The organism is Myxococcus sp. AS-1-15 (assembly GCF_020037055.1).
GTDB classification, from domain to species: Bacteria; Myxococcota; Myxococcia; order Myxococcales; family Myxococcaceae; genus Myxococcus; species Myxococcus fulvus.
Genome location: NZ_JAIQDF010000007.1, coordinates 78,955 through 101,859, shown reverse-complemented (window position 1 = coordinate 101,859; position 22,905 = coordinate 78,955). Strand labels below are relative to the sequence as shown.

At 68.4% G+C, this 22,905-nt stretch carries 22 protein-coding genes; 12 read left to right on the top strand and 10 right to left on the bottom strand.

Going from position 1 to position 22,905, the window contains the following annotated elements; all coding sequences use genetic code 11:
• Positions 1–108: 108 nt before the first annotated feature.
• From K8625_RS20475 to K8625_RS20430, 9 genes are all read right to left on the bottom strand, one after another.
• Positions 109–462: a hypothetical protein gene (locus K8625_RS20475; RefSeq protein ID WP_223783647.1), complete on the bottom strand. Its 354-nt coding sequence runs from the start codon at positions 460–462 to the stop codon at positions 109–111.
• Positions 463–2,031: 1,569 nt separating this feature from the next.
• Positions 2,032–2,385 (bottom strand): hypothetical protein, encoded by a 354-nt coding sequence (locus K8625_RS20465; RefSeq protein WP_223783646.1) that lies wholly within the window; start codon positions 2,383–2,385, stop codon positions 2,032–2,034.
• An 849-nt stretch (positions 2,386–3,234) separates the two neighbouring features.
• The gene (locus K8625_RS20460; protein WP_223783645.1) at positions 3,235–4,449 is read right to left on the bottom strand and encodes a methyltransferase; all 1,215 of its coding nucleotides are present in this window, start codon (positions 4,447–4,449) and stop codon (positions 3,235–3,237) included.
• 38 nt (positions 4,450–4,487) lie between these two features.
• The gene (locus K8625_RS20455) at positions 4,488–5,966 is read right to left on the bottom strand and encodes an FAD-dependent monooxygenase (RefSeq protein WP_223783644.1); all 1,479 of its coding nucleotides are present in this window, start codon (positions 5,964–5,966) and stop codon (positions 4,488–4,490) included.
• Positions 5,967–6,157: 191 nt separating this feature from the next.
• Positions 6,158–6,883, bottom strand: coding sequence for a hypothetical protein (locus tag K8625_RS20450; protein ID WP_223747419.1), 726 nt, complete (start codon positions 6,881–6,883; stop codon positions 6,158–6,160).
• A gap of 688 nt (positions 6,884–7,571) precedes the next feature.
• Positions 7,572–7,994 carry a DUF1579 domain-containing protein gene (locus tag K8625_RS20445; protein WP_223783643.1) on the bottom strand — a complete coding sequence of 141 codons (423 nt, stop codon included), beginning with the start codon at positions 7,992–7,994 and terminating at the stop codon, positions 7,572–7,574.
• Positions 7,995–8,235: 241 nt separating this feature from the next.
• A complete protein-coding gene (locus K8625_RS20440) occupies positions 8,236–8,730 on the bottom strand; it encodes a hypothetical protein (RefSeq protein ID WP_223747421.1) in 495 nt (164 codons plus the stop codon).
• Positions 8,731–8,927: 197 nt separating this feature from the next.
• On the bottom strand, positions 8,928–9,083 hold the full coding sequence (locus K8625_RS20435) for a hypothetical protein (RefSeq protein ID WP_223747422.1): 156 nt from the start codon (positions 9,081–9,083) through the stop codon (positions 8,928–8,930).
• Between the two features lie 135 nt (positions 9,084–9,218).
• Positions 9,219–9,638, bottom strand: a complete 420-nt coding sequence (locus tag K8625_RS20430) for a hypothetical protein (protein ID WP_223747423.1) — start codon at positions 9,636–9,638, stop codon at positions 9,219–9,221.
• Positions 9,639–9,947: 309 nt separating this feature from the next.
• Between K8625_RS20430 and K8625_RS20425 the strand changes: the two genes are divergently transcribed.
• The 8 genes from K8625_RS20425 to K8625_RS20390 all read left to right on the top strand — a co-directional run bounded on the left by K8625_RS20425 (position 9,948) and on the right by K8625_RS20390 (position 17,940).
• Entirely contained in the window at positions 9,948–10,919 is a 972-nt protein-coding gene (locus K8625_RS20425) for a M91 family zinc metallopeptidase (protein ID WP_223747424.1), read from the top strand.
• A gap of 112 nt (positions 10,920–11,031) precedes the next feature.
• Positions 11,032–12,558 (top strand): kelch repeat-containing protein, encoded by a 1,527-nt coding sequence (locus K8625_RS20420; protein WP_223747425.1) that lies wholly within the window; start codon positions 11,032–11,034, stop codon positions 12,556–12,558.
• Between the two features lie 93 nt (positions 12,559–12,651).
• Positions 12,652–13,923, top strand: a complete 1,272-nt coding sequence (locus K8625_RS20415; RefSeq protein ID WP_223747426.1) for a CCA tRNA nucleotidyltransferase — start codon at positions 12,652–12,654, stop codon at positions 13,921–13,923.
• Between the two features lie 327 nt (positions 13,924–14,250).
• Positions 14,251–15,297 carry a tRNA 2-thiouridine(34) synthase MnmA gene (mnmA, locus tag K8625_RS20410; protein WP_223747427.1) on the top strand — a complete coding sequence of 349 codons (1,047 nt, stop codon included), beginning with the start codon at positions 14,251–14,253 and terminating at the stop codon, positions 15,295–15,297.
• A gap of 29 nt (positions 15,298–15,326) precedes the next feature.
• Positions 15,327–16,094, top strand: a complete 768-nt coding sequence (locus tag K8625_RS20405; protein WP_141323298.1) for a hypothetical protein — start codon at positions 15,327–15,329, stop codon at positions 16,092–16,094.
• A 77-nt stretch (positions 16,095–16,171) separates the two neighbouring features.
• Positions 16,172–16,537, top strand: coding sequence for an integration host factor subunit beta (locus tag K8625_RS20400; RefSeq protein WP_223747428.1), 366 nt, complete (start codon positions 16,172–16,174; stop codon positions 16,535–16,537).
• 136 nt (positions 16,538–16,673) lie between these two features.
• Positions 16,674–17,549, top strand: coding sequence for an SPOR domain-containing protein (locus tag K8625_RS20395; RefSeq protein ID WP_223747429.1), 876 nt, complete (start codon positions 16,674–16,676; stop codon positions 17,547–17,549).
• Between the two features lie 28 nt (positions 17,550–17,577).
• Positions 17,578–17,940, top strand: coding sequence for a cupin domain-containing protein (locus K8625_RS20390; RefSeq protein WP_046714085.1), 363 nt, complete (start codon positions 17,578–17,580; stop codon positions 17,938–17,940).
• Positions 17,941–17,982: 42 nt separating this feature from the next.
• Here K8625_RS20390 and K8625_RS20385 read toward each other — a convergent pair whose 3' ends face one another.
• Complete coding sequence (locus K8625_RS20385) at positions 17,983–18,606, bottom strand: hypothetical protein (RefSeq protein WP_223747430.1); 624 nt, start codon at positions 18,604–18,606, stop codon at positions 17,983–17,985.
• Between the two features lie 94 nt (positions 18,607–18,700).
• On the opposite strand from K8625_RS20385, the gene K8625_RS20380 reads away from it, so the two are divergent.
• The 4 genes from K8625_RS20380 (at position 18,701) to lepA (ending at position 22,903) form a co-directional block, all read left to right on the top strand.
• A complete protein-coding gene (locus K8625_RS20380) occupies positions 18,701–18,880 on the top strand; it encodes a ribbon-helix-helix domain-containing protein (RefSeq protein WP_046714083.1) in 180 nt (59 codons plus the stop codon).
• Between the two features lie 28 nt (positions 18,881–18,908).
• The gene (locus K8625_RS20375; protein ID WP_223783748.1) at positions 18,909–19,865 is read left to right on the top strand and encodes a UDP-glucuronic acid decarboxylase family protein; all 957 of its coding nucleotides are present in this window, start codon (positions 18,909–18,911) and stop codon (positions 19,863–19,865) included.
• 71 nt (positions 19,866–19,936) lie between these two features.
• Complete coding sequence (locus K8625_RS20370) at positions 19,937–20,878, top strand: NAD-dependent epimerase/dehydratase family protein (RefSeq protein WP_223747432.1); 942 nt, start codon at positions 19,937–19,939, stop codon at positions 20,876–20,878.
• A 213-nt stretch (positions 20,879–21,091) separates the two neighbouring features.
• A complete protein-coding gene (gene lepA, locus K8625_RS20365) occupies positions 21,092–22,903 on the top strand; it encodes a translation elongation factor 4 (protein WP_141323305.1) in 1,812 nt (603 codons plus the stop codon).
• The last annotated feature ends 2 nt before the right edge of the window (positions 22,904–22,905 follow it).

Below are 22,905 nucleotides of genomic sequence, written 5' to 3'. Positions count from 1 at the left end.
TGTGAAGGCTGCGAATAGGGGCTCCGGTGGTGATCGACTCGGTAGCCCTTCGGGTCGCTCCCGAACACCGGGGCGTCCGTCGGAGGTGCGGGCGGCTGCGGCGAAGCTCTACCCCGGCGGAACACGCGCATGGGGCGTCTTCGCGGGCACATAGCAGCCGCCCTCGTGAACGTAGCCAACAGAACCGCAGTCTCTGATCCACAACTCCACCTTCTCCCAGCACCCGCCGTTAATGCTAACGGGCCCTCCAGTGCACGGGGGCGTGGCCTGGCCCTGGCGCGCCCCGTGCTCGCCCATGAGCACGTGAACGTGGTTGGAGACCTGTCCGAACTGGGGCCGGGCCTCGCCCTGCCACGCCTCGAGCGCGCGCAGGCGCTGGTCCACCAGCCGGAGTTCCGCGCGGTCCGCGGCCTGCTCGTGCTTCACCTGCCGACGCGACAGGAGTCCGTTGAGGCGTGGCACCAGGAGCTGGCCGACGGCGAGGGCGAAGATGGAGTTTTCAATCGTGGGTTCATGAGGGCCAAGAAGGGGCGGTCGTTACTTCTTGGCCATTGGTCACTCGGACGTCACCGCGACGGCGCCATGCACTGTGGGCGCTGCGAAGCAGTTGGCCGGTCCTTGTTTGGCTGTGCCTCACACAGTGTGCTCAGCTTGTCATGCAACTGCTTGAGCTGGCTCCGCACCACGACAGGAGAGCGGGTGTCTTGGTATTCAGCCTTCAACTCCTCAAGGAGAGGCTCACAGAAGTCGATGCTACAGTCTTCGCATGATGTGGGAATGGGCTCCGGTAACGGCTCATACTCTCCACAGAGGTACGGAGACAGTGACGAGAAGGCAATGATGTCATTGCAAATCGCCAATTGCGTCTCAGAGTCGCAGGAGCCGTCTCTACACGCAGCCACTCGCTCGTCGAGGAGCGCGCAATACGGCTGCTCGGGCTCCGGATCACGACAACCCAGGGTTGACAGCAGCGCTCCAAGCCCAGCAAACCACGATATTCGAATCATCCCGAGAACCCCTGAGAGAGGACTCACCGTCGCAGGACAGAAAGGTGCCAGCCATCAGTCGCGAGGGAGGCCGGCAGTCCACTGCCGAGCAGAACTCTCCTGCACGCCGCGTGTCACGACCGTGCCAATGCCCAGGGGCGATAGGGGCATGGTGTGTGTGGCCGGGAGAACGGGCGGACCCGAACCGTCCACCCCTTCTCGCGGGCATGCACGACGCCGACGTACGTCCCGCGCTCCTCGCCCACGTCCGGGCCAAGCGCCCTCACGCACGGGTGGTCGAGGTGGCGCCCCAGTCGTTCCTTGGATTCAACGCCGGGACGCGCAATGCGAGCGGTGATGCCGCGCAGGCGCAGCCCACGTCAGCTCCTCTTCGATGCGTAGGCCTTGTCACCATGCAGACGACGACGAGGTTGACGACGGCAGCGCCGACGTCCCGGTCATCGGCGCATCAACGCTGATTCCAGCGCCGCCCTTGGATGTCCATCGCTTGTCCGACTGCTCCGGACGGCGTGGCTCCGCCGTCCGGAGTGAGTCGGTAGGCTACGGCGACCAGCGAACGCGCCGAACGCCACCGTGGTTGCTACACCTGCCCTGAGCCCAATCCAGACAGTTGCCACAGACCTGGTAGGAACTGTCCAGGTCTCCATCACAGCAACGGACTTCGCACGTGCGCCACCCGGGAACGCAGGCTTCCGCGAACTCGAAGCACGCGAGGTCCGCACCTGGCTTCTCGACCACCTCCGCCGACTCCTCGCGGGGGGCCGCCTCGACTCCCTCCTGCTCCTCCGGGAGGGGGCCTCCACACGCGGTCATCAACGTGAGCCCAACCCACAACACATAACGGCGCAGTCCAACAGCTGTCATTGCGGCCTCCACTTCGTTTGTGTCTGTGCGCAGCCTGGATGACGGACATGTGAAGGGCAAGGTCGTGGGGCGCGGTTCTGACGCTGTCAGGGGTTCGGGTGTGCTGGAGTTGACGGATGGGTGTTTGTGGTTGGAATGGAAAGTTCTGGTTGCTGCTTTGTCAGTCGTGTGCAGGGATGTGTCTATGGGTCTTGGTTGCAATCCCCTGTCCAGGTTGGACGGACACGTCCTCGAAGTACGTCAGCTCCGGGAACACATCCTTCCATCCGTAACGCTCACAGGACATGTGAAAGTAGATGTAGCCCTTCATGTCATTCTCCAGCAGTGAGCGCATCCGCTCCGCCCCGGGTGGGGCCGCTGCCAGGATGAACCCGCGGGCATCCATCTCCGCCTGAATCGTGGCGACCTCACGGTCGATGCTCGCCAGGTCCACCCGTGGCACATAGCGCAGGTCGGCGGGGGCGCTTGGATCCGCACCCATCACCTGAAGCAGTTGTCCACAGACAGCCCGCATCGAGGACCCGCTCCACGAGGGCTCGGTATCCCTCGTTCTCGATTCCTCTCAGCCCGGGCGCGCTTCGGTCATTCGCATACATGGATGTCGGGTCCTGGCGATGGGGTTCGTTTCGGGCATCCAGCGTCCAAAACTCCACGCTTCGTCCTGGGCACGGGCTTTCGACAAGCGCCCCAGTTCCTGGGGTGTCCGCCATGCGTCAGTGTCATGCCCTCGAGGAGGAGCCGAAGAACGTCTCCGGGGACTCCTCGAATGCCCAGGTGCGTCGCGACGAGTCGCTCCAGGATGGCTCTTGCGATTGGGTATGGTTTGCCCTGGGCCCTCAAATCTCGGAGGATGTCCGTGGCCCGGTGGTCCCTCGCTCGCACACGCTCACGACAGGGGAACCCTCATGAAGAGCTTGAAGCTGCTGTGGGTGGCTTTCGCCGTCATGTTCGCACTGGGGTGTGGCGGAGCCGCGACAGAAGTCGTCGGCGAAGAGGCATTGAGTGAAAGCTCGCAGGAGCTGGCGACGTGCTATGCCAACTGCGCCAACGGGCCCATCAGCTGCTCGGGAACGCCGTGTCAGGCCGTCGACTACTCGGGAGTGACATGCAGTGGGGTCTTCCATGCGTGTCCTCCTACGAATCCTCCGGATCCCACGTGCGCGTATGCGCCGTGCAGTTCGGTCACCAGTCAGCAGTGCTGGGGGGGAGAGAGTGTCCTCTGCTGCAACAGCGCTGGAGGGAAGAGTCAGTGCACGTGTCTGGGCGGATGGTCCTGCGTCGACGTTGATTGGTAGGCCGCCATCGGGGGCTCCTCCAGTCTCCTGGGCTGGGGAGCCCCGTCGTGGTGCTCCTCCTGCTTTCCTCAGGTGTTCCGTGACGCGATGAGCGCGAGGTTTCGCGGCGACACGTCGGGCTCGAAGAGCTGGAGCAGCTCGACCTGGAAGCCCAGTTCCTCCAGGAACATCGCGCGATCGAGCAGGAGCACGACCTCCAACGCCCTCGCGAAGCGGTCCCTCAGCAGATGGCAGAGCAGGAGCTCCCGCGTCTCGGCGCGAACGGAGACCTCGAAGGCATTCAATTCGGCCTCGGTCATTCCCGAGGAGAGCCCCAGGCGCTCCAGGCGGTCGAGCGCATAGATGGCGAAGGGGCCGTCATAGAGCGCCCGGGGCGCGTCTCCCGCCCTCACGAAGTCTCGCTCGGGAAACCGCTGCTTCGACAGGAGATGGAACGCGAAGCGCCACGCGTACACCTGCTTCATCCGCGCGAACTCCGCCTCGGTCTTCCGCGGCCGTCCCCGCGTCGTCAGTGCCAGGGCATGCGGTGTGAAGGGCAGGGGATGTTCGCGGCCGACTCGGGAGACGGGGTAGTCCCTGGGGACCTCGAGCTTGTCGTAGCAACAGCCAATGTTCAGGACGAAGCCCGCTCCCAGACTCTTGCGGAGCTGCGTGAGCGCGAGCGGCCCGCAGGTGTGCAGACCGATGGACGCGCGGTCTCGACCGGAGAAGAGCGGATCGATCCCCGGTTGGGGGGCGTCCTCGACGGAGGCCTGGATGAAGTGCAGGGTGTCTCCGACCGAGGCTCGGGTCCTCTTCAGCCACTGTCGGCCCTTGTCCTGCAACGCGGCGTCCCTGTCGATGCTGTGGAAGGTCCAGCCGAACGTCCGCGCACAGAGGCGGGCCAGGTGCCCCATGCCGCCGCCGATGTCGACCGCCTGCTGGATGAAGCGCGTTCTGGGCCCCAGCAGGGCCAGCACCCGTTCGAGCTCGTGGGTCTTCTTGTCGCTGAGTCCCTGCGTCTCCGTGACCGTCAGCGCGTGACGGCCGTCGTGCCAGGGAATCGCCGTCAGCTCCTGGAGCGCGCCCAGGAGCGCAGCCAGGGAGGGAGGCGGCACTCCCTGGAGCACTCCTTGGTCCAAGCTCCGCTCGCCTGCTTCATCGAGTGACCGGGCATAGGCCCGCCACTCCTCGGGATAGGCGGCGCCGGACTCGGGCCAGCCCTGGAGGATGGAGCGGGACCAGAGCGCGGACCAGGGGCGGAGTTGGTGCGTGAGCGCCTCGAGCCGCGCCTGGAAGTCCATGGCGGCGCATCCTATGCGCCACCGGGGACGAGCGCGTGTTACGTCGTGCTCGGCGGCCCGAACCATCGGGCCAGGGCTTCAGGCAGTCCCTGCTCCGTGCCCTCGCCGACCCACGCGACGTGGCCGTCCGGACGAATCAGCACCGCGACGGGTGCGGGGACCACGCCGAGCACTGGGAGCACCCACTCGCCCGGGTCGCGAGCCGAGACCCGTTGAACCCGGTCCGCCCAGGGCGCGATGTCGAGGGCCCCTGGTTCGCCCAGGTCGAGCAGCACCGGTCGTGCCTCGTGCAGCAGTTGGAACACGCGGCGTGGGCCGTCGGCGGTCACCAGGTCGAGGTCCGGCACGCGCCGCCCGAGCAACGGGTGTCCAGCGCCCAGGTCATACTGGACGTCCAGCCCCGACATCATCGCCGCGTACTGCTTGCGAGGCTCGTCCATCCGCAACAGCTCCGACAGCGTCTCGCGCACGGCATCCATCCGCGCGTCGCCGCGACTGAGCGCGGTCTGCGCCATGGTCTTGCGCAACGCGCGGGCCGCGACGGGGTGTCGCTCGGCCTGGTACGTGTCGAGCAGGCTCTCCGGCGAAACGCCTCGCACGACCTGCGCCAGCTTCCACCCCAGGTTCACGGCATCCTGCACACCGAGGTTGAGCCCCTGTCCGCCCATCGGCGAGTGTACGTGGGCCGCGTCTCCAGCCAGCAGCACCCGTCGGTCGCGGTAGGACGCCGCCTGCCGCGTCATGTCGGTGAACCTGGAGAGGTACGTGGCGCTTCGCAAGCCGAAGTCCGACCCGTAGAGCCTGACGAGGCCCTCGCGCAGCGTCTCGAGTGTCGGCGCCTCGCCCGTGTTGACCTGTTCCTCCCGCAGCACGACGCCGACGCTTCCGTCCGCCTGCTTGCCCATGGCGAACGTGCCCTTCTCGTCCCGGCGGATGCCGAACGCGGGGGCTCCCGTCATCTCGACCTCGGCGATGAGGTAGCTGATCGACGCGTCCCAGCCCGGGAACTCGATGCCCGCTGACTTGCGGACCAGGCTCCGGCCCCCATCGCATCCGACGAGGTACTTCGCCCGCAGCGCGCGGCCGTCGGACAGCGCCACGTCGACGCCCGTGTCGTCCTGCGCGAAGCCCGTCACCTCGCATCCTCGGTAGATGGGCACCGCGAGCTCCTCGACCCACTGCGCCAGGATGCGCTCGAAGCGCTCCTGCAGGAGCGCGAGCCCGTGGTTGTGACGCGTCGGGAAGTCACTGAGGTCCAGCGGCGTCTGTCCGAACGCCACGTTCTGGACCGGCTGCCCTTGTGAGACGAAGCGCTCGACGACTCCGCGCTGATCGAGCACCTCCAGGCTGCGCGCGTGCAGGCCTCGCGAGCGCGAGCCGGCGACATCCTGACTGGCACGACGCTCGACGATGGCCACGTCCACCTTCGCCAACGCCAGCTCCGCCGCCAGCATCAGCCCGGTCGGGCCTCCTCCCGCAATCACCACGGCGTGTTGCGTTATCATGTCCCTGTGCATGGCTCGGTCCTCCCGCTCCTGGGTCGAAACGGGCGAGGGTGGACCATGACCGGGGGGGCTTGCGGCAATACCCGGGGTCTGGCATTTGCTGATGGTGGAAGGAAGGCGGGCCCGCGCCGTGGCGGTCGGCCAGGGCGAGCGCCGCGAAGAAGCGCCACGCCGCGGCCAGGTGATTTCCTGCCCGGAGCCCTCTATGTGACGGTGGGGAGTCCGCCCTCTGCTGCTGGGAGCGGCGGGCCGTACCATTGCCTCCCAGCGACCCGTCCAATCACATAGAGGCAGATGTTGAAGGGCAGCAGATACGTGAAGAAGAAGGGCATCGTGAGGAACTCGGAGCCCGAGACCTCATATTCGATGGATGCGATCTCTTTCTCCTCGCCTTGGGTGAACAGCACCTCCCGATAGGCAAAGAGGTCATTGCTGAGTTCTCCCGACGTGCAGGTGATCAATCGCATCTGCCCCGAGTCGCCTTGCACGGTGATCGCCTTACCTCGTCGTGACGAGGCCCAGTTCCCGCAGACGCTCTCAATCTGCGGACGAAGTTCTTCCACCGACTCCGTCCGAGAGAGGTCTCCCGGTAACGTGATCACCGCCGCCATCAGCCGGTCATGCATGCACCTGGACGTGAAGTCGAAGAGCGGGCATCCGATGAACTCGCTCGGCACGATGGGCTGAGTCGGACGCAGCTCCACATCCCCGTTCGGGTCGCTCCTGAAGGACGTCAGTGCTTCGAGTCGGCGCGAGGCGGCCAGCACGCCCGCTCCACTTGGCGGCGTGATGAAGTAACCCCAGAGGCTGTAGCAGAAGACCGAGGCCTCGAGACCGCTGATGAACACCAGCGCGAGGACGACGAAGGCCTTGTTCAGCATGGCGTCGAATCCCTCCAGGGATTCCGGGTGACGCGCCGGCAGCGCCACACAGAAGAATCCCTCGCCATCCTACCTGGAAGACTCGTGCACCGCCGCCCCTCCCATGTCCGGCATGGGACGGGAGGGGCGTGATTCCAGCCATCCTCGAGCGGAATCGAGGACGGCCGTCAATGCGCCGCGACTAGAACGCGCAGGCCCACCGGTAGGGAGGCCGCGTCGCGCCAGCTCGGAAGCACACGCAGGAGCTCTCCCACGAGCCGGACGTCTCCACGATACAGCAGGGCGTCTCGGCGTTGAGGGAGTTGCAAAGCTGGCCCTGAAGCGTCGTGCAGAGCGGCAGGGAAGGGTCGCACTCCTGCGGCTCCGGCGGAGGGCACGGGATGTCAACGCCGTCGCACGTCACGCCCACGTAGTGGGTCGCGGAGCACGTCGTCGACGAAGACGGACAGCTGACCGTGCCCTGCTCGCAGGTCGCGGTACATCCAGTCAGCTCCTGGGCAGCGCCGGTCGCGTCCTCGACGGCGAGTTCGTCCGACGGAGTTCCGCAACCGAATGCGAGCACGGCGACGCATCCCAGCAACAACAGCTTCAAGCGGTTCATGGAGAATCCCCTGATGTGAAGATGTGCGAGCGAAGGACGACCGGGCCGCGCGCATCGTCGGGGATTCAAGTGCGGGGAGCAACCTGGGTCGATTCCAGACACCTGAGTCGTCCCGGCCCCGCATCCCGTGACTCGTCACTTCTCGCAGGTCAGGTCGTAGCCGGTGTTCCAGCTCATGCCATCCATCGAATACTGGCCGCGCAGGGTCAGCATCCCAGGCGAGACGAGGTGCTCGGTGTCCTGGATCTTCATCCTGCCCATGGGGCCGGTCGACTCGCCGACCCAGGTGACGCCGTCCGTGGACGAAGACGTGGCATCGCCTCCCATGTTGTCGAGGATGACATTCCTCCACGTGCGAGCCGTTGAATCGAACGTCCGGTACGACGTGAACTTGTAGGGGTACTCACCGGACACCGCCACGAAGTCGGTGCGCAGCCAGGCCTTGTCGAGCTCGAGCCGGGCCTCGAATCGGACTTTGCTCGGGCTCGCACCGCCGGGTCCGTGGATGGAGCCGTTGCAGGTCCAGGTCCCGGTCAGCTCCCTGGCGGCGTCAGACACTGCTGACGCCGCAGGGGCCGCGGATTCGGCCATCGAGGGTTGCACGGAGGCGGTGTTCGAGGACGTGCCTCGACAGCCCATCAGGCAGACAACGGTGACGAACACGGTGAGGGTCGGACGCGCGAGCAAGAGATCCTCCGGGAAGGCTGCTGTGAATGCACAGGGCATCTAAAGCAGCCTCGCTCCATGAGGACAGGGCGCCGTTTACGCGAGGATCGGCGGATCCGAGGGTGGGTTCGGATTAGAGGCCGTTGATGTACAGGCGGCCTGCTCCGCAATCGCCGCTGTAGCCGTCGACGATGATGAAGAGTTTGCGGCCCTTGGGTTGGTCCCGGAGCACGACTCGAGACCGATAGTTGCCATCCGCCCAATCGTCATTGCAGGCATAGACAACGCCCGTGTCCGCGGCCCTGCGGACCTCCAAGATCGTGTCGTACGACGACCCGTAGGTGGTGATGGAGTAGTCCCCGGTGACAGGAACCGTCCACGTGTACGACATGTCCCGCGCCGCGCCCGTGCCGCAGGTCGTGCGCCACTCGTTGTTGGCGGCGCAGCTATCGAATGAGGCGATGTGGCCCAGCGCACTGCCCAGATGCCCCCCGAACGTCGCCTGCGACACGCTGCCGTCCTCTCCTGGCTCTTCGACTTCGGGCGAAACGTCCTCCGACCGAGAAGGAGCGCCGACGTCGCCTTCGTAATCGGGGCCGCAGGCGCTCAACAGCAGGGCACAGCTCAACGACGAAAAGACTGCTCTGGGAGGGATGGGCATGTCTGGACCGGCGGGGGTGCGCGCCCAATGCTTGTCATGACAGGCTGGGCGGTCAGGCACCAGGGAGTGTGCCTGGCTGCTCTATCCTTGGGTCCACGGCTGGAGCCGGCCACTGTCTCTGTCGGGCAGGTCTCCGTCCGCTGATGGACGCTGGTGGCAATCACTCACCGAGCGAGCGTCGGCGCCTGCTGGAACGGCCGCGCGTCCTTGGGAATGTCGATGGTGAAACGGGTGCCACGCTCGGGAAGGCTGTCCACGGTGATGGTGATGGGCCGCTCCGAAGAGCCGTACTGCACCGCGTTGCTGGTCAGGTTCTCCACCGCGCGCCGCAGCGGCTCGGGCGCGGAGTACCCCCGGACCTGTGAACGCCTGGCTTCAAAGCCGGGCGCCAGGCCGAGTCCCAGGCAGGCCCGGCGAGCTCCTGTCCGCAGGGCTCGCCGACGGAGCGTATCGGCTCACCGCTGTAGTCCTGGCAGCAGCGGCCCGGCGCCGAACTCCGGCGTCGCCGCGAGCCTGCGCAACGCCAACGTCAACAACCCCAGCACCTCCAGGCGCGTCAGCCCTTCCTCATCGCTCCACACCGTGAGGCTCAACGGCGGCGCCATGTTCCGCCGCGCGCTCTCACACGCCTCATCCCAGAGCCGGTGCTCGACGACCTGGGCCGCCGATGGCTCCGCCGGGAAGGGCCGCCGCAGCTCCTCGCGACTCGACTCCTTGCGCGTCTCGGCCAGCAGCTTGTCGAGGTACGCGTGGGCCTCCGGGGACATACGCACCTGTCGCTCGACCAGGTGCCGCGCGGCCTTCAAGTCCGGGTCCCCCGAGGCAATCCGGGTCCGGAGCTCCTTCAAGGCCTGCGTGAGCGTGTGGCGAAGCATCCGTGAGCCTCCCGCGACTGGTGGGGACCCGCTCCAACACCAACACCCTGGCCATGCGCACGCCGCACGGCCACCGCCCAGCGTGCCACGTCCGAGCCCCGCGCCTCCAATCCCGGCCCCGCCCCTGATGACGACCGTCATCACCCCCTTGCCCCCAGACATCACCGCCCCCGCCCGAAATCGTCCCCTCAAAACCGCAACCCACTGGAATCACGAGCCCCAGGTGACGGAGTCGAAGTGGGGAAGGGTCGGCACGGCGAATGCTCCAGGGCTTCCACGTCACCGACTCCCACTCCGAGGCGATCCCCCATGAAGCTCCGCTCCCGCCCGTCGTTCTCCACGCCGGCCCCCAAGACGGACACGACGTCGCGCCCCCGCTCCAACAGCACCCCGGCGAAGCCCGAAACGACGTCGCTGCCCAAGGCCCGTCCGTCCGCCACGGAGCTCCAGGATGGGAAGAACCACCTCAAGCCCACCGACTACGGCGTCACGCACCCGGACCTCCCGGGCATCCGGACCCGCCGCGATGGCGGCCAGAGCGGCGCCCAGTTCGCGGACTTCACCCGCGACACGCGCGAGTCCACCCACACGTTGATGAACCGGCCCACCGGCAATCGCATGTTGACGGAGCTGGACGGCCGCACCCAGGCGCTCAACCCCGGCCAGACGGGCACCGTGCGCAACCCCATCACCTCCACGGACATCTACTCGGGCCGCAACGCCGACATGCCCATGTCGCACCTGCCGAGGCACCAGGGCACCTACGAGTCCATCCGCCCGGCCTACCGTCACGATGGCCAGCCCAGCGCGGGCCTGCCCAGCCGCATCAACTACGATGAGACGGCCCCCGGCAACATGCGCTTCAACAGCCTGGGCCACGAGTCGGTCCACGCGTGGCGCGCCTCCAACGGCCTCCAGGTGGGCTCCATCGAGTCGAGCAAGCACGCCAACGCCGACGTCTTCAAGCGCTACCCCGACTTCGCCGACAACATGAAGGCGAACCTCAACCGTCGCACGATGCTGACCGAGGAGTTCGAGACGGTGGGCCTGAAGCCCACGCCGCACACGCCCGCGGGCTGGGCGCCCACGGAGAACAAGATCCGCGCCGAGCACGGCCTGCCCAGCCGCAATGACTACTCGGGCCGCGCGCCGAACCTGCCCAACCCGACGAACGAGGCCATCCAGCGCTACGACGAGGGCTCCGACAATCGCAGCGTCTTCCAGAAGATGATCGGCACCCCGACCCCCATCGGGAAGATCCTCGGCGACATCGAGGGCTGAGCACCCCCGACGCCCGGCTCCCACAAGGGGCCGGGTAGGGGAATGCGAGGAGGCAACTGCCGGACTTCCGGGCCCGCTCCGTATACGTCACGGACTGTTCTCCGGAGGCGTCGTGAGCCAGCAGGCTGGGATGAAGAGGGGCGCCGCGCTCCTGGGAGTGTTCTTCGTGATGGCATGCGGCTCGCCCGCGCCGAAGAGCGCCGAGCCCGCCGCGCTGGTGTCCCAGCAGACGCGGGTCCTGACGGCCTCGCCCACGTACAACCGGACGGGCTTCACGCAGACGACGCTCGCGGATGGGCGGGTGCTCGTCGCCGGAGGCACCGCGCAGGGCGCTCCCGCCGACTTCCGCGCCACCGAGCTCTACACGCCGGGCGCCTCGACGCCGTGGAGCACCACCGGGGACATGGTGGTGGCGCGGTACGAGCATGCCGCCACCCGGCTCCAGGACGGGCGCGTGCTCGTGTCCGGAGGCATCACCCCCCTGGGAAATGGCCGCGACGCGGAGCTGTATGACCCGGCCACGGGGACGTGGACCGCCACCGGCTCGCTCATCGCGGCGCGGGCCCGACACACCCAGACGCTGCTCCAGAACGGCAAGGTGCTGGTGGTGGGCGGCGACGGCACCGCCACCACGCAGGGCCTTGGCTCCGCGGAGCTGTATGACCCCGCCACCGGCACGTGGACCCTCGCCGCCTCGCCTTCGAGGGGCGGGTACTCCGGCCACACCGCGACGCTGCTGCGCAATGGCGACGTGCTGCTCCTGGGAAACCGCAACCAGCACGAGCGCTATCGGCCGAGCACCAACACGTGGATCGCCACGGCGAACAGCGGCGCGGTGCTCGCGGCGGGACACTCGGCGACGTTGCTGACGACCACGGTCAATGGCGAGGTGCTCGTCGTGGGGCCGCAGTGGCAGAGCGATGTGCCCAGCCAGATGGCCTCCCGCTACGACCCCGTCGCGAACACCTGGACGACCGCCATCTGGGCGCCGTTCCCTCGCGTCGGACACGGCGCGGTGGAGCTGAGCAACGGCTCGGTGCTGGTGGTCGGCGGATATCACCCGACGACGGGCGCGCCGGCGCAGTGGGTCTCGCGCTACGACATCGGCACGGGCGGCTGGACCGCGTTGACGGCGCTCGCGCTGGCGCGGCGGGACTTCGGCATGTCGCTCGTTGGAAACGCGCCGGACCAGGTGCTGCTCAACGGCGGGTGGAACGTCGACTCGAATGGCGTGTGGTCCCGCCAGCCCAGCGAGCTGTACTCGACGGGCTGTGTGCCGAAGACGTCGTGCCTGGCGAACAACTGGCAGTGCGGCAGCCCCTCGGATGGCTGCGGCGGCAAGCTGGAGTGTGGCTCCTGCGGGGTCGGCTACGAGTGCAACCCGCTGAACTACTGCGAGTCGAGCTGTGTGCCGGACCCCCTCCTCACCACCTGCCAGAACCGCTGCGGCTGCGTCGCCAACAACTGTGGGACGTCGGTGAACTGCGGCCCGTGCCCGGACGGCGGCGCGTGCCCGACGGGGCAGCAGCTGTGCTGTGACGGGGTGTGCCGCTCCAAGAACGAGTGTTTCATCATCGCCTGCGCCACCTCCGCGCAGCCCCACGAGTCCGTCGGACTGTCCTGCGCGCCGGAGTCCTGAACACGACGGCGCATCCTGGGCCTGGATCCAGAGCGGGGGGCGCAAGTACAACCCAGGTGTCAGGCGGGCACGACGCCCGCCGACCTGGGACGCATGCTCGCCAATCTCCATAACGCCGACATTCCCCGCCCCGTGCTCGACGTCATCGCGCGGCTGCGGGAGCTCAACCACGCCGTGTACCTGGTGGGCGGCTGCGTGCGGGACATGGTGCGCCAGGTCCCCCCGAAGGACTTCGACGTGGCCACCAGCGCGCTGCCGGAGGAGGTCCAGCGCGCCTTCCGCAAGGTCATCCCCACCGGCATCCAGCACGGCACCGTCACCGTCGTCCAGGGCGGCACGCATGTGGAGGTGACGACGTTCCGCTCGGAGGGGGACTACCTGGACGGGCGCCGGCCCAGCTCCGTCGCCTTCGAGCGCGACATCGTCAAGGACCTGTCCCGCCGCGACTTCACCATCAACGCGATGGCCTACAACCCGTTGGACCGCGACCTGGTGGACCCGTTCGGCGGCCAGACGGACCTGCGGGCCCAGCTCATCAAGTGCGTGGGCTCCGCGTTCGAGCGCTTCTCCGAGGATGGCCTGCGCCCCATGCGCGCGGTCCGCTTCGCCGCGGTGCTCGGCTTCTCGCTGGACTCGGCCACGCGCGACGCCATCCCCGCCACGCTCGGCGTCTTCCGCAAGGTCGCGCTGGAGCGCGTGCGCGAGGAGCTGGTCAAGCTGCTGCTGTCCCCGCGCGCCGAGGGCGGGCTCGTGTTGCTGGTGGAGACGGGGCTGTTGGACGTGTTCCTCCCCGAGGTGGCCCGCGCCGCGCCCGAAGAGGCCCGGCTCGCGCGCGCCGCCGTGCAGGCCGCGCCGGCGGAGGTGGAGGTCCGGATGGCCGCGCTCCTCGCGGACCTGGTGGACCGGAGCCAGGCCCGGGACATCGGCCTGCGCCTGAAGTTCCCCAACAAGGTCGCGGACCTGGTGGCGCTGCTCGTGGAGACCGCGAAGCTCGAGGAGCGCTTCGCGGACCCGGACCCCGCGCTGCGCCGGCTCCTGGCCCGGGTGGGGCTCGCGCAGCTGCCCGCGCTGATCACCGTGGCCCGGGCCCGCGTCCAGGCTCGGGCGCCCGAGCGTTCGGCGGAGCTGGAGCGGCTGTGCGCCCGGCTGGAGGCGCTCGCCGCCGCGAAGCCGCCCCTGGTGGCCAAGGACCTGGCGCTCACCGGCGGCGACATCATGTCCACGCTCGGGGTCGGCCCGTCGCCCATCGTCGGAGAGGCCACCCGCTTCCTCATGGACTCCGTGCTGGATGACCCCGCGCTGAACACCCGCGAGGCCCTGGCGCAGCGGCTCAAGGACTGGCACGCGGCCCGCCCGAAGGCTTGAGGCGGGGACTGCTCGCGCGGCGGTGCGCGGGCTGCCACCTGGCTCGGTCGAAGGCCCGAGGTGAGCCCCTCGCGCGGCGGCGCATGGCTTGTCAGAGGGGCCCCGAGGTTGGCGGCCCGGCGTCCGAGCTGACACGCGGCTTGCCAGAGCCGCCAGGGGCGGCTCGCTTCCCCTGTCGGGCGTGGGCCCACCGGGGCGCACGAGGGCGCGCCTGCTCTCGTGTCGGCCGGGGCTGCCCTGTCCAAGGGGGGCTCCCGGTCGGGTTCCGGGGGCATCCAGCGTCCTGCCGCGTGCGCCCGGAGGCCGGGGCGTGTAGGAAGGGACACCATGCGAGTCGTCGTTGCGATGAGCGGCGGGGTGGATTCCTCGGCCGCTGCCGCCCTGCTCAAGGAGCAGGGCCACGAGGTCATCGGCATCACCCTGCGCGTCTGGTCCTACGAGGGCAAGGCGAAGTGCGGCAGTTGCTGCAGTCCCGACGACATCGATGACGCGCGCGCCGTCGCCCAGGCGCTGGGCATCCCGTACTACGTCGCCAACGCGGAGGAGATCTTCCAGGACCGCGTCGTCAACCCCTTCGTCCAGTCGTACCTGGGCGGACGCACGCCCATCCCGTGCGTGGCCTGCAACCGCGACGTGAAGTTCAACTTCCTGCTCAAGCGGGCCCGGGCGCTCGGCGCCAGGTTGGCCACGGGCCACTACGCGCGCGTCGAGGAGCAGGACGGCCGCTACGTCCTGCGCCGCGCCGCGGACCTGGCCAAGGACCAGAGCTACTTCCTCTTCACGCTGGGCCAGGACGAGCTGCGCGACATCGTCTTCCCCGTGGGCGACATGACCAAGGCCCAGGTGCGCGCCGTCGCCGAGCGCCACGCGCTGCCCACCAGCCACAAGCCGGAGAGCATGGAGATCTGCTTCGTGCCGGACGGCGACTACGCGGGCTTCGTGGAGAAGGTCGCCGGCCCCCAGCCCGAGGGCGACATCGTCGACGCGGAAGGGCAGGTGCTCGGCAAGCACCACGGCATCCATCGCTACACGGTGGGCCAGCGCAAGGGCCTCAACCTGGGCGGCGGCCAGGTGCGCTACGTCCAGCGCCTGGAGCCGGACACCCACCGCGTCGTCGTGGGCAACGCCGAGGACACGGGGCGGGATCGCTTCGGGCTGCTCCAGCCCCACTGGGTGGACGCGCCCCCGTCTCCCGAGACGCCCGTGGAGGTCCGCATCCGCCACCGCCACGCCGGCGCCGCCGGGCGCGTGGAGATCTCCCCCCACGGGCTCGTTTCGGTGAAGCTGGAGGCGCCGGCGCGCGCCGTCACGCCGGGACAGGCCGCCGTGGTCTACGCTCAGGACCGGGTCCTGGGTGGTGGGTGGATCGTCTGAGCTCGAGTCAACCGGGAGGAGTACGGGACATGGCGCAGCGCCTCGTGGGATGCCTGCTGGTCGCGGCCAGTCTCGTCGCCGGCTGCAAGGAGCGCTCGGACAAGCCCATCGCCGGACTGCTCGCGGCCGGCGCCCCCGTGGTGCGCAAGGAAGGCAAGGCCGAGTACACCATCGCCGTGGGCGCGCAGCTCCTGGGCGACGTGAAGCTCACCGCCACCGGGCCCGCGGTGCTCGAGTACTTCGGCGGCGGCCTGCGCTTCCTGGAGAAGGGTGACACGCTGGAGGTGGGCGACGCGGACGAGGCGAAGCTGCACGGCTCCAACCTCCCGTCGTACCGCTGGGCGGACGGCGGCGTGCAGGAGGCGCCCCGCGCGCTGCGCATCGTCGCCGCCCGCTACACCAACGTGCAGGTGACGCCCAAGAGCGCGCACGAGGACGCGTACACGTCCACCCAGTACTTCGTCGCCTTCTTCACGCCCAACGGCCTGAGCCGGCTCGGCTCCGACACGAAGCACGAGGGGCCCCACCAGCCGCTGCCCGCGCCGCCGTTCCGCCCCAAGGTCCCCTTCATCCACGCCGGAGACCTGGGCGAGGGCGGGCTGGTGGCGGTGGTGGAGGACGGCTTCGCCGTGGCGGAGACGGATGACCTGGCCACCGCGGTGCTGCTGGAGGGGCGCGAGGTGCCGCTGGGCCGCACCGTGCGCCTGCTGGTGCCGGACGGCGCGGAGGTCACCCTCAAGGGCGCGGGCGGCGTCGAGGTGGAGGTGGAAGGGCCCGCCGACGTGCGCCTGCGTTGAGCCTGGACCCGGGGACGGTTTGTCCTCGCGGGGCCGGCTTCTGTAGAGTCCCTCGTCCCTCTCGGCCGGGGTGTGCCATGACGAGGAGTGAGCTCATCGAACGCATCGCGGAGCGTGCGCCCCACGTGCCGCGACGTGAGTTGGAGTCCATCGTCCACGCCGTCTTCGACTGCATGGCGGAGGCCCTCGTGGCCGGCCGGCGCATCGAACTGCGCGGCTTCGGCGTCTTCTCGCTGCGCACCCGGCGCGCGCGCACCGGCCGCAACCCGAAGACGGGCAAGAGCGTCGCCGTGCCCGAGCGCCGCACGCTCTCGTTCGCCGCGGGCAAGGAGCTGCGCGCGCGCCTCAACGCGCCAGCGCCCCGACAGGAGCCCGTGGGCTCCGTGCTGCCGCCGGGGGTGCTCGCCACGCAGCCGCTCGCGTCGACGTCGCTCGCCCCTTAGCGGGGGCGCGGGCGCGCGGCTTTCCGTGAATTTGACCGTGTGGGAGGTGGGGCGTACCTTCCCTCGACGCCGACGCTACAGGCCGCAACACGGACTCGTGTGGCCCGCTCTGTCCGCGCGCGAGGATTCCTGAGTCATGCGTGATGCCCACCGGATGAAAGAGAAGTTCGATGTCTCTCTGGACAACCGGCAGATTGTCAGCCTGTTGATCGCCGGCATCGTGGTGCTCGGCGCCGTCTTCGTGCTGGGCGTCGTCGTGGGCAAGAAGCTCGCGGGCGATGCCCAGACGGCCAGCGCCCCCGACCTGCTCTCCGCCCTGGACGCCAACGCCCAGGCGCTGCAGGCCGTGCGCAAGGAGCCGCAGCTGACGTTCCAGGACGAGCTGACGCGCAAGGCCAGCGCGGAGCCCATCGCGCCTGTCGCGCCCAAGCCCGCCCCCAAGGCGCCCGTCGTCGCCGAGAAGCCCGTGGCGAAGCCCGCCGAGCCGGTGAAGACCGCCGCGCTCGCCCCGACGCCGGACCCGGACACCGGTGAGCTGCCCCCGGAGGAGCCGGCCGAGGAGCCCAAGGCCGTCGTCGAGGCACCCAAGCCCGTGGAGAAGCCCGCCGCCGAGAAGCCGGCCGAGAAGCCCGCGGCCCTCGCGGTGAAGCCCGCGGTGGTGTCCGGCAAGGTGGAGGTGGCGGCCGTCCCCACGCGCACGACGCAGAAGGAGGGTGGCGGACTGAAGGAGGCCATCGCCCGGGCCGCGCAGCTGCCGGACCCCGCGGTGAAGGGTGGGGCGTTCACGCTCCAGCTCTCGGCGTTCCAGGACAAGCAGGAGGCCGAGCGTTTCATGGGTCGGTTGCGCGACCGCGGCTATGCCCCGTATATCGTCACCGCGGAGGTGGCCGGCAAGGGCACCTGGTACCGCGTGCGCATGGGCACCTTCGCCTCGAAGGACGCTGCCACCCGGTATCTGTCAGACTTCAAGCGAGAGACGCAGCTCGACGCGTTCGTGGCCGGCACGAACTGAAGAGCGGCCGAGGAAGACAGGAAGCACCATGACGACGACGAGGCGGGTGGAGAAGCCCTGGGGCCACGAGCTCATCTGGGCCCACACCGAGCGCTATGTGGGCAAGCTGCTGCACGTGAAGCAGGGCCACAAGCTCAGCCTGCAGTACCACAACCAGAAGGACGAGACGATCCACGTCCAGAGCGGCAAGCTGCTCTTCGTCGTCGACGAGGGACAGGGGCTCATCGAGAAGGAGATGAACCCGGGCGAGAGCTACCACATCAAGCCGCTCACCAAGCACCGCATGGTGGCCCTCACCGACTGCGACATCCTCGAGGTGAGCACCCCCGAGCTGGATGACGTCGTCCGGCTGGAGGACTCCTACGGTCGCACCGGCACCAGCAAGCCGTAGCCGTCCTCGCCGCACCCGGAAGGTGGACGCGGCCCGGCGCCTTCAGTCGCTGGCCGCGTTGTTGGGATTGCGGGTCCACTTGTCGACGGTGCCGTCGCCGTCCAGGTCCTCGCCGATGCGGTCCACCTGGCCCTTCTCCCAGTACTCCCAATAGTCCACGCGGCCGTCGCCGTTGGTGTCGCGCTCCTTGCGCACCAGCACGCCGCGCTCGTAGTACGTGACGCTGTCGGGCTTGCCGTCCCCGTCGAAGTCCCGCTCGCGGCGCGTGTTGGCCCCCTTCTCGTAGAAGTAGGTGGCGTCCACCTTGCCGTCGTAGTCCAGGTCCATCACCTCGCGCATCAGCGCGCCGGACTCGTCGAAGAAGCGCGTCAGGTCCACGCGCCCGTCCCAGTTCAGGTCCAGCTCCTGGCGCACCTTGCGCAGCGTGTCCGAGCCCTCCACGTCCACCGTGTACGTCCACACGTCGGGCTTGCCGTCGCCATTCACGTCCTGCGCCGTGACGTGCTCGCCGCGCGCGCGCTCGGGCTGCACGGACTCGCCGGTGGTGGTGGGTGAGGATTGACCCGAGGCGCCCTGCTTGGGCCCGGAGGCCTTGTTCCCGGCACAGCCCGCGAGCAGGCCCGTGGTGACGAATCCGAGGAAAATCCAGCGCTTGCCGACTGTCATCCGGGGCTCCCGCGACGATGGGGCGTCTGGGCCAGGACATGTGCACGAGATGCTTCCGCGCGCCACGTCATTCCATATATTTTCACATATCGCCATGGCCCGAAAGAAAGTCAGCACCACCATCTACATTACCCCGGAGCAGAACGAGCTCCTCAAGGCGCTGAACCAGAAGACCAAGGTGCCCGTGGCCGAGTACATCCGCCAGGGCATCGACCTGGTCCTGGAGAAGTACAAGGCGCAGCTGCCGGGGCAGGCGACCTTCGACGAGATTTGAGAGAAGAAAGAGGCGGCACGTGAAGAGCATGCAGGGGAAGCGAGTGGTGGTCCTGGGCGGCGCGGGCTTCGTTGGCTCGCACCTGTGTGAGCGCTTGCTGGATGACGGCGCGGCCCGGGTGACGGCGGTGGACAACCTGATCACGGGCAATGAGGAGAACCTGCGCACGCTGAAGGGGCGCCCGGGCTTCTCGTACGTGAAGGCGGACATCACCGAGGGCATCCCCGTGGAGGGGCCGCTCGACTACGTGTTGAACCTGGCCTCGCCCGCCTCGCCCATCGACTACGCGAACCTCCCGCTGGAGACCTTGCGCGTGGGCTCCATCGGCACGGAGAACGGGCTGAAGCTGGCGGAGAAGCACCACGCCGTCTTCCTGATGGCCTCCACCTCCGAGGTGTATGGAGACCCGTTGGTGCACCCGCAGCGCGAGGACTACTGGGGCAACGTCAATCCCATCGGTCCGCGCTCGGTGTACGACGAGGCCAAGCGCTACTCGGAGGCGATCACCGCGGCCTACGGGCGCAAGGGCGTGCAGGTGCGCATCGTGCGCATCTTCAACACCTACGGCCCGCGCATGCGCCTCAACGACGGCCGCGTGGTGCCGGCCTTCGTGGGCCAGGCGCTGCAGGGCGAGGACTTCACGGTGTTCGGGGACGGCAGCCAGACGCGCTCGTTCTGTTACGTGAAGGACCTGGTGGACGGCCTGGTGCGGCTGGCGCTGTCGGACGAGCCCAACCCGGTCAACATCGGCAACCCCCGGGAGATGACCATCCGCCAGTTCGCGGAGGCCGTGCGCACGGCGGCGGGCGGGGGCGGGAAGATCATCGAGAAGCCCTTGCCCAAGGACGACCCCAAGCAGCGTCAGCCAGACATCACCCGGGCCCGCACGATCCTGAACTGGGAGCCCAAGGTGCCGCTGGAAGAGGGTTTGCGAGAGACCATCGCGTACTTCCGCGAGGTTGCCGTGCGACGCTCCCCGGCATAGGTTGCCGCCGCGAGTGATCCTGGATGTGAAGACGGGTCCGGCCACGGCCGGATGGCGGGGAGAGCGATAGCGTGAAAGTCCTGGTGACGGGTGGCGCGGGCTTCATTGGCTCGCACGTGTGTGACGAGTTCCTCCGGGGTGGGCATGAGGTCATCGCCCTGGATGACCTGTCCGGCGGCCGGAAGGAGAACCTGGACCCTCGCGTCCGGCTGGCGGTGCATGACATCCGCAGCCGGGAGGCCTCGGAGCTCATCAAGGCGGAGAAGCCGGACGTCCTCTGCCACCTGGCCGCGCAGATGGACGTGCGGCGCAGCGTGGACGACCCGGGCTTCGACGCGGACGTGAACATCCGCGGCATGCTCAACCTCCTGGAGGCCGCGCGCGTCTCCGGCGTCAAGAAGGTCATCTTCAGCTCCACGGGCGGCGCCATCTACGGAGAGCAGGACGTGTTCCCCGCGCCGGAGTCCCACGCCACGCGGCCGGTGTCGCCGTACGGCGTCTCCAAGGCGGCCGGCGAGCTGTACCTGGGCTACTACAAGGCCCAGTACGGCCTGCCGTACGTCGCCCTCCGGTACGCGAACGTCTACGGCCCGCGCCAGAATCCGCACGGCGAGGCGGGCGTGGTGGCCATCTTCTGCCAGCGCCTCTTGTCCGGGCAGGGCTGCACCATCTTCGGCGAGGGCAAGCAGACGCGTGACTTCGTCTTCGGTCCCGACGTCGCCCGCGCCAACCGGCTGGCCTTCGAGAAGGACTACGTGGGCGCCATCAACATCGGCACCGGCGTGGAGACGGACATCAACCGCCTCTATGGTCTGCTGGCCGAGGCGGCCGGCTCGTCCGCGCCCGCGGCCCACGCCCCGGGCAAGCCGGGTGAGCAGCTGCGCTCGTGCATCGACAACTCGCTCGCGAAGAAGGTCCTGGGCTGGGAGCCCACGGTGGACCTGCGCGAGGGCGCCCGCCGCACGGTGGCGTTCTTCCGCGAGAAGGCCGAGCCCGGCCGCGCCCACGGCTGAAGCCCGCCGGGTCGCAGGGCAGGGGAGTCCGGGAGGGGCCCTCGGGGTGCCTCCCGGGGTCCTGTCATGGCCTGGGGCGTGCCTCGGGCGGCATGATGCTTGGGGAACAATCGAGCGCCCCTGACGGGTTGCTCGTCGGGCAGTCGTTCGCGCGTAGATTTTCGCGCGGTTCGATGTTACTCACGCCCGCTTCTTTCGACGAGCGCCCCGAACATGCCGGCTGAAAACGCGCACATCCGCAACTTCTGCATCATCGCCCATATCGACCATGGGAAGTCGACGCTGGCCGACCGCCTCCTCGACAAGACGGGGACGCTGAGCAAGCGCGAGGCGCAGGCCCAGTTCCTCGACAACATGGACATCGAGCGCGAACGGGGCATCACCATCAAGGCCCAGTCCGTGCGGATGAACTACACGGCGAAGGACGGCAAGCAGTACGTCCTGAACCTCATCGACACGCCGGGGCACGTGGACTTCGCCTACGAGGTGAGCCGCAGCCTGGCCGCGTGCGAGGGCGCGCTGCTGGTGGTGGACGCGTCGCAGGGCGTGGAGGCGCAGACGCTCGCCAACGTCTACATGGCGTTGGATCACGACCTGGAGATCATCCCGGTCATCAACAAGATCGACCTGCCCAGCGCCGACGTGGACCGCACGCGCGCCGAGATTGAAGACGTCATCGGCATCGACGCGTCGGTGGCCGTGCCCGCGTCCGCGAAGGAGGGCATCGGCATCCACGAGATCCTCGAGTCCGTGGTGGCCCGCGTGCCCCCGCCGACGGGCATGCCGGACGCGCCCCTCAAGGCGCTCGTGTTCGACTCCTGGTACGACAACTACCGGGGCGTGGTGACGCTGGTGCGCGTGCTCGAGGGCACGCTGAAGCTCAAGCAGAAGATCAAGCTGTGGAGCAACAACAAGGTCTTCGAGGTCCAGGAGCTGGGGGTCTTCAGCCCGTTCTCCCGTCCGGTGCAGCAGCTGATGGCCGGCGAGGTGGGCGTGCTGGTGGCCAACATCAAGGAGCTCCAGGACGCCAAGGTCGGTGACACCGTCACGGAGGAGGCCCGTCCCACGGACGCGCCGTTCCCCGGCTTCCAGGAAGTCAAGCCGATGGTGTTCTCCGGCATCTTCCCGGTGGACTCGGACCAGTACGAGAACCTGCGCGACGCGCTGGCGAAGCTGAAGCTCAACGACTCCGCCTTCACGTACGAGCCCGAGTCCTCCACGGCGCTCGGCTTCGGCTTCCGCTGCGGCTACCTGGGCCTGCTCCACATGGAGATCGTCCAGGAGCGCCTGGAGCGCGAGTACAACCTGGACCTCATCACCACGGCGCCCAGCGTGGTGTACCGCATCACCACCAGCAAGGGGGACGTCCTGCTCGTGGACAACCCCGCGAAGCTGCCGCCGGTGCAGAGCATCGAGAAGTTCGAGGAGCCCATCCTCACCTGTCACATCCACGTCCCGAATGATCACCTGGGCGCCATCCTGAAGCTGTGCCAGGAGCGCCGCGGCGTGCAGAAGGACATGAAGTACCTGGGCAGCAGCGGTCAGCGCGTGCAGGTGACGTACGAGATGCCGATGGCCGAGGTGGTCTTCGACTTCTTCGACAAGCTCAAGAGCGTGTCGCGCGGCTACGCGAGCCTGGACTACGAGCTGACGGGCTACGAGGAGGCGGACCTGGCGCGCCTGGACATCCTCATCAACGGGGACCCGGTGGACGCGCTGAGCGTCATCGTGCACCGCGAGCGCGCGTACCTGCGCGGCCGCGAGGTGTGCCAGAAGCTCAAGGAGGTCATCCCGAAGCAGATGTACGAGGTGGCCATCCAGGCGGCCATCGGCGCGAAGATCATCTCGCGCGAGACCATCTCCGCCATGCGCAAGAACGTGCTCGCCAAGTGCTACGGCGGCGACATCAGCCGCAAGCGCAAGCTCCTCGAGAAGCAGAAGGAGGGCAAGAAGCGCATGAAGCAGGTGGGCACGGTGGAGATTCCGCAGGAGGCCTTCCTCGCGGTCCTGAAGACGGAGCAGTAGCC

Coding starts and splice junctions, on each gene's coding strand:
- K8625_RS20465 (WP_223783646.1), bottom strand. CDS start 2,385: ATGCGGGCTGTCTGTGGACAACTGCTTCAGGTGATGGGTGCGGATCCA.
- K8625_RS20460 (WP_223783645.1), bottom strand. CDS start 4,449: ATGGACTTCCAGGCGCGGCTCGAGGCGCTCACGCACCAACTCCGCCCC.
- K8625_RS20455 (WP_223783644.1), bottom strand. CDS start 5,966: ATGCACAGGGACATGATAACGCAACACGCCGTGGTGATTGCGGGAGGA.
- K8625_RS20430 (WP_223747423.1), bottom strand. CDS start 9,638: ATGCTTCGCCACACGCTCACGCAGGCCTTGAAGGAGCTCCGGACCCGG.
- K8625_RS20425 (WP_223747424.1), top strand. CDS start 9,948: ATGAAGCTCCGCTCCCGCCCGTCGTTCTCCACGCCGGCCCCCAAGACG.
- K8625_RS20415 (WP_223747426.1), top strand. CDS start 12,652: ATGCTCGCCAATCTCCATAACGCCGACATTCCCCGCCCCGTGCTCGAC.
- mnmA (WP_223747427.1), top strand. CDS start 14,251: ATGCGAGTCGTCGTTGCGATGAGCGGCGGGGTGGATTCCTCGGCCGCT.
- K8625_RS20405 (WP_141323298.1), top strand. CDS start 15,327: ATGGCGCAGCGCCTCGTGGGATGCCTGCTGGTCGCGGCCAGTCTCGTC.
- K8625_RS20400 (WP_223747428.1), top strand. CDS start 16,172: ATGACGAGGAGTGAGCTCATCGAACGCATCGCGGAGCGTGCGCCCCAC.
- K8625_RS20395 (WP_223747429.1), top strand. CDS start 16,674: ATGCGTGATGCCCACCGGATGAAAGAGAAGTTCGATGTCTCTCTGGAC.
- K8625_RS20390 (WP_046714085.1), top strand. CDS start 17,578: ATGACGACGACGAGGCGGGTGGAGAAGCCCTGGGGCCACGAGCTCATC.
- K8625_RS20385 (WP_223747430.1), bottom strand. CDS start 18,606: ATGACAGTCGGCAAGCGCTGGATTTTCCTCGGATTCGTCACCACGGGC.
- K8625_RS20380 (WP_046714083.1), top strand. CDS start 18,701: ATGGCCCGAAAGAAAGTCAGCACCACCATCTACATTACCCCGGAGCAG.
- K8625_RS20375 (WP_223783748.1), top strand. CDS start 18,909: ATGCAGGGGAAGCGAGTGGTGGTCCTGGGCGGCGCGGGCTTCGTTGGC.
- lepA (WP_141323305.1), top strand. CDS start 21,092: ATGCCGGCTGAAAACGCGCACATCCGCAACTTCTGCATCATCGCCCAT.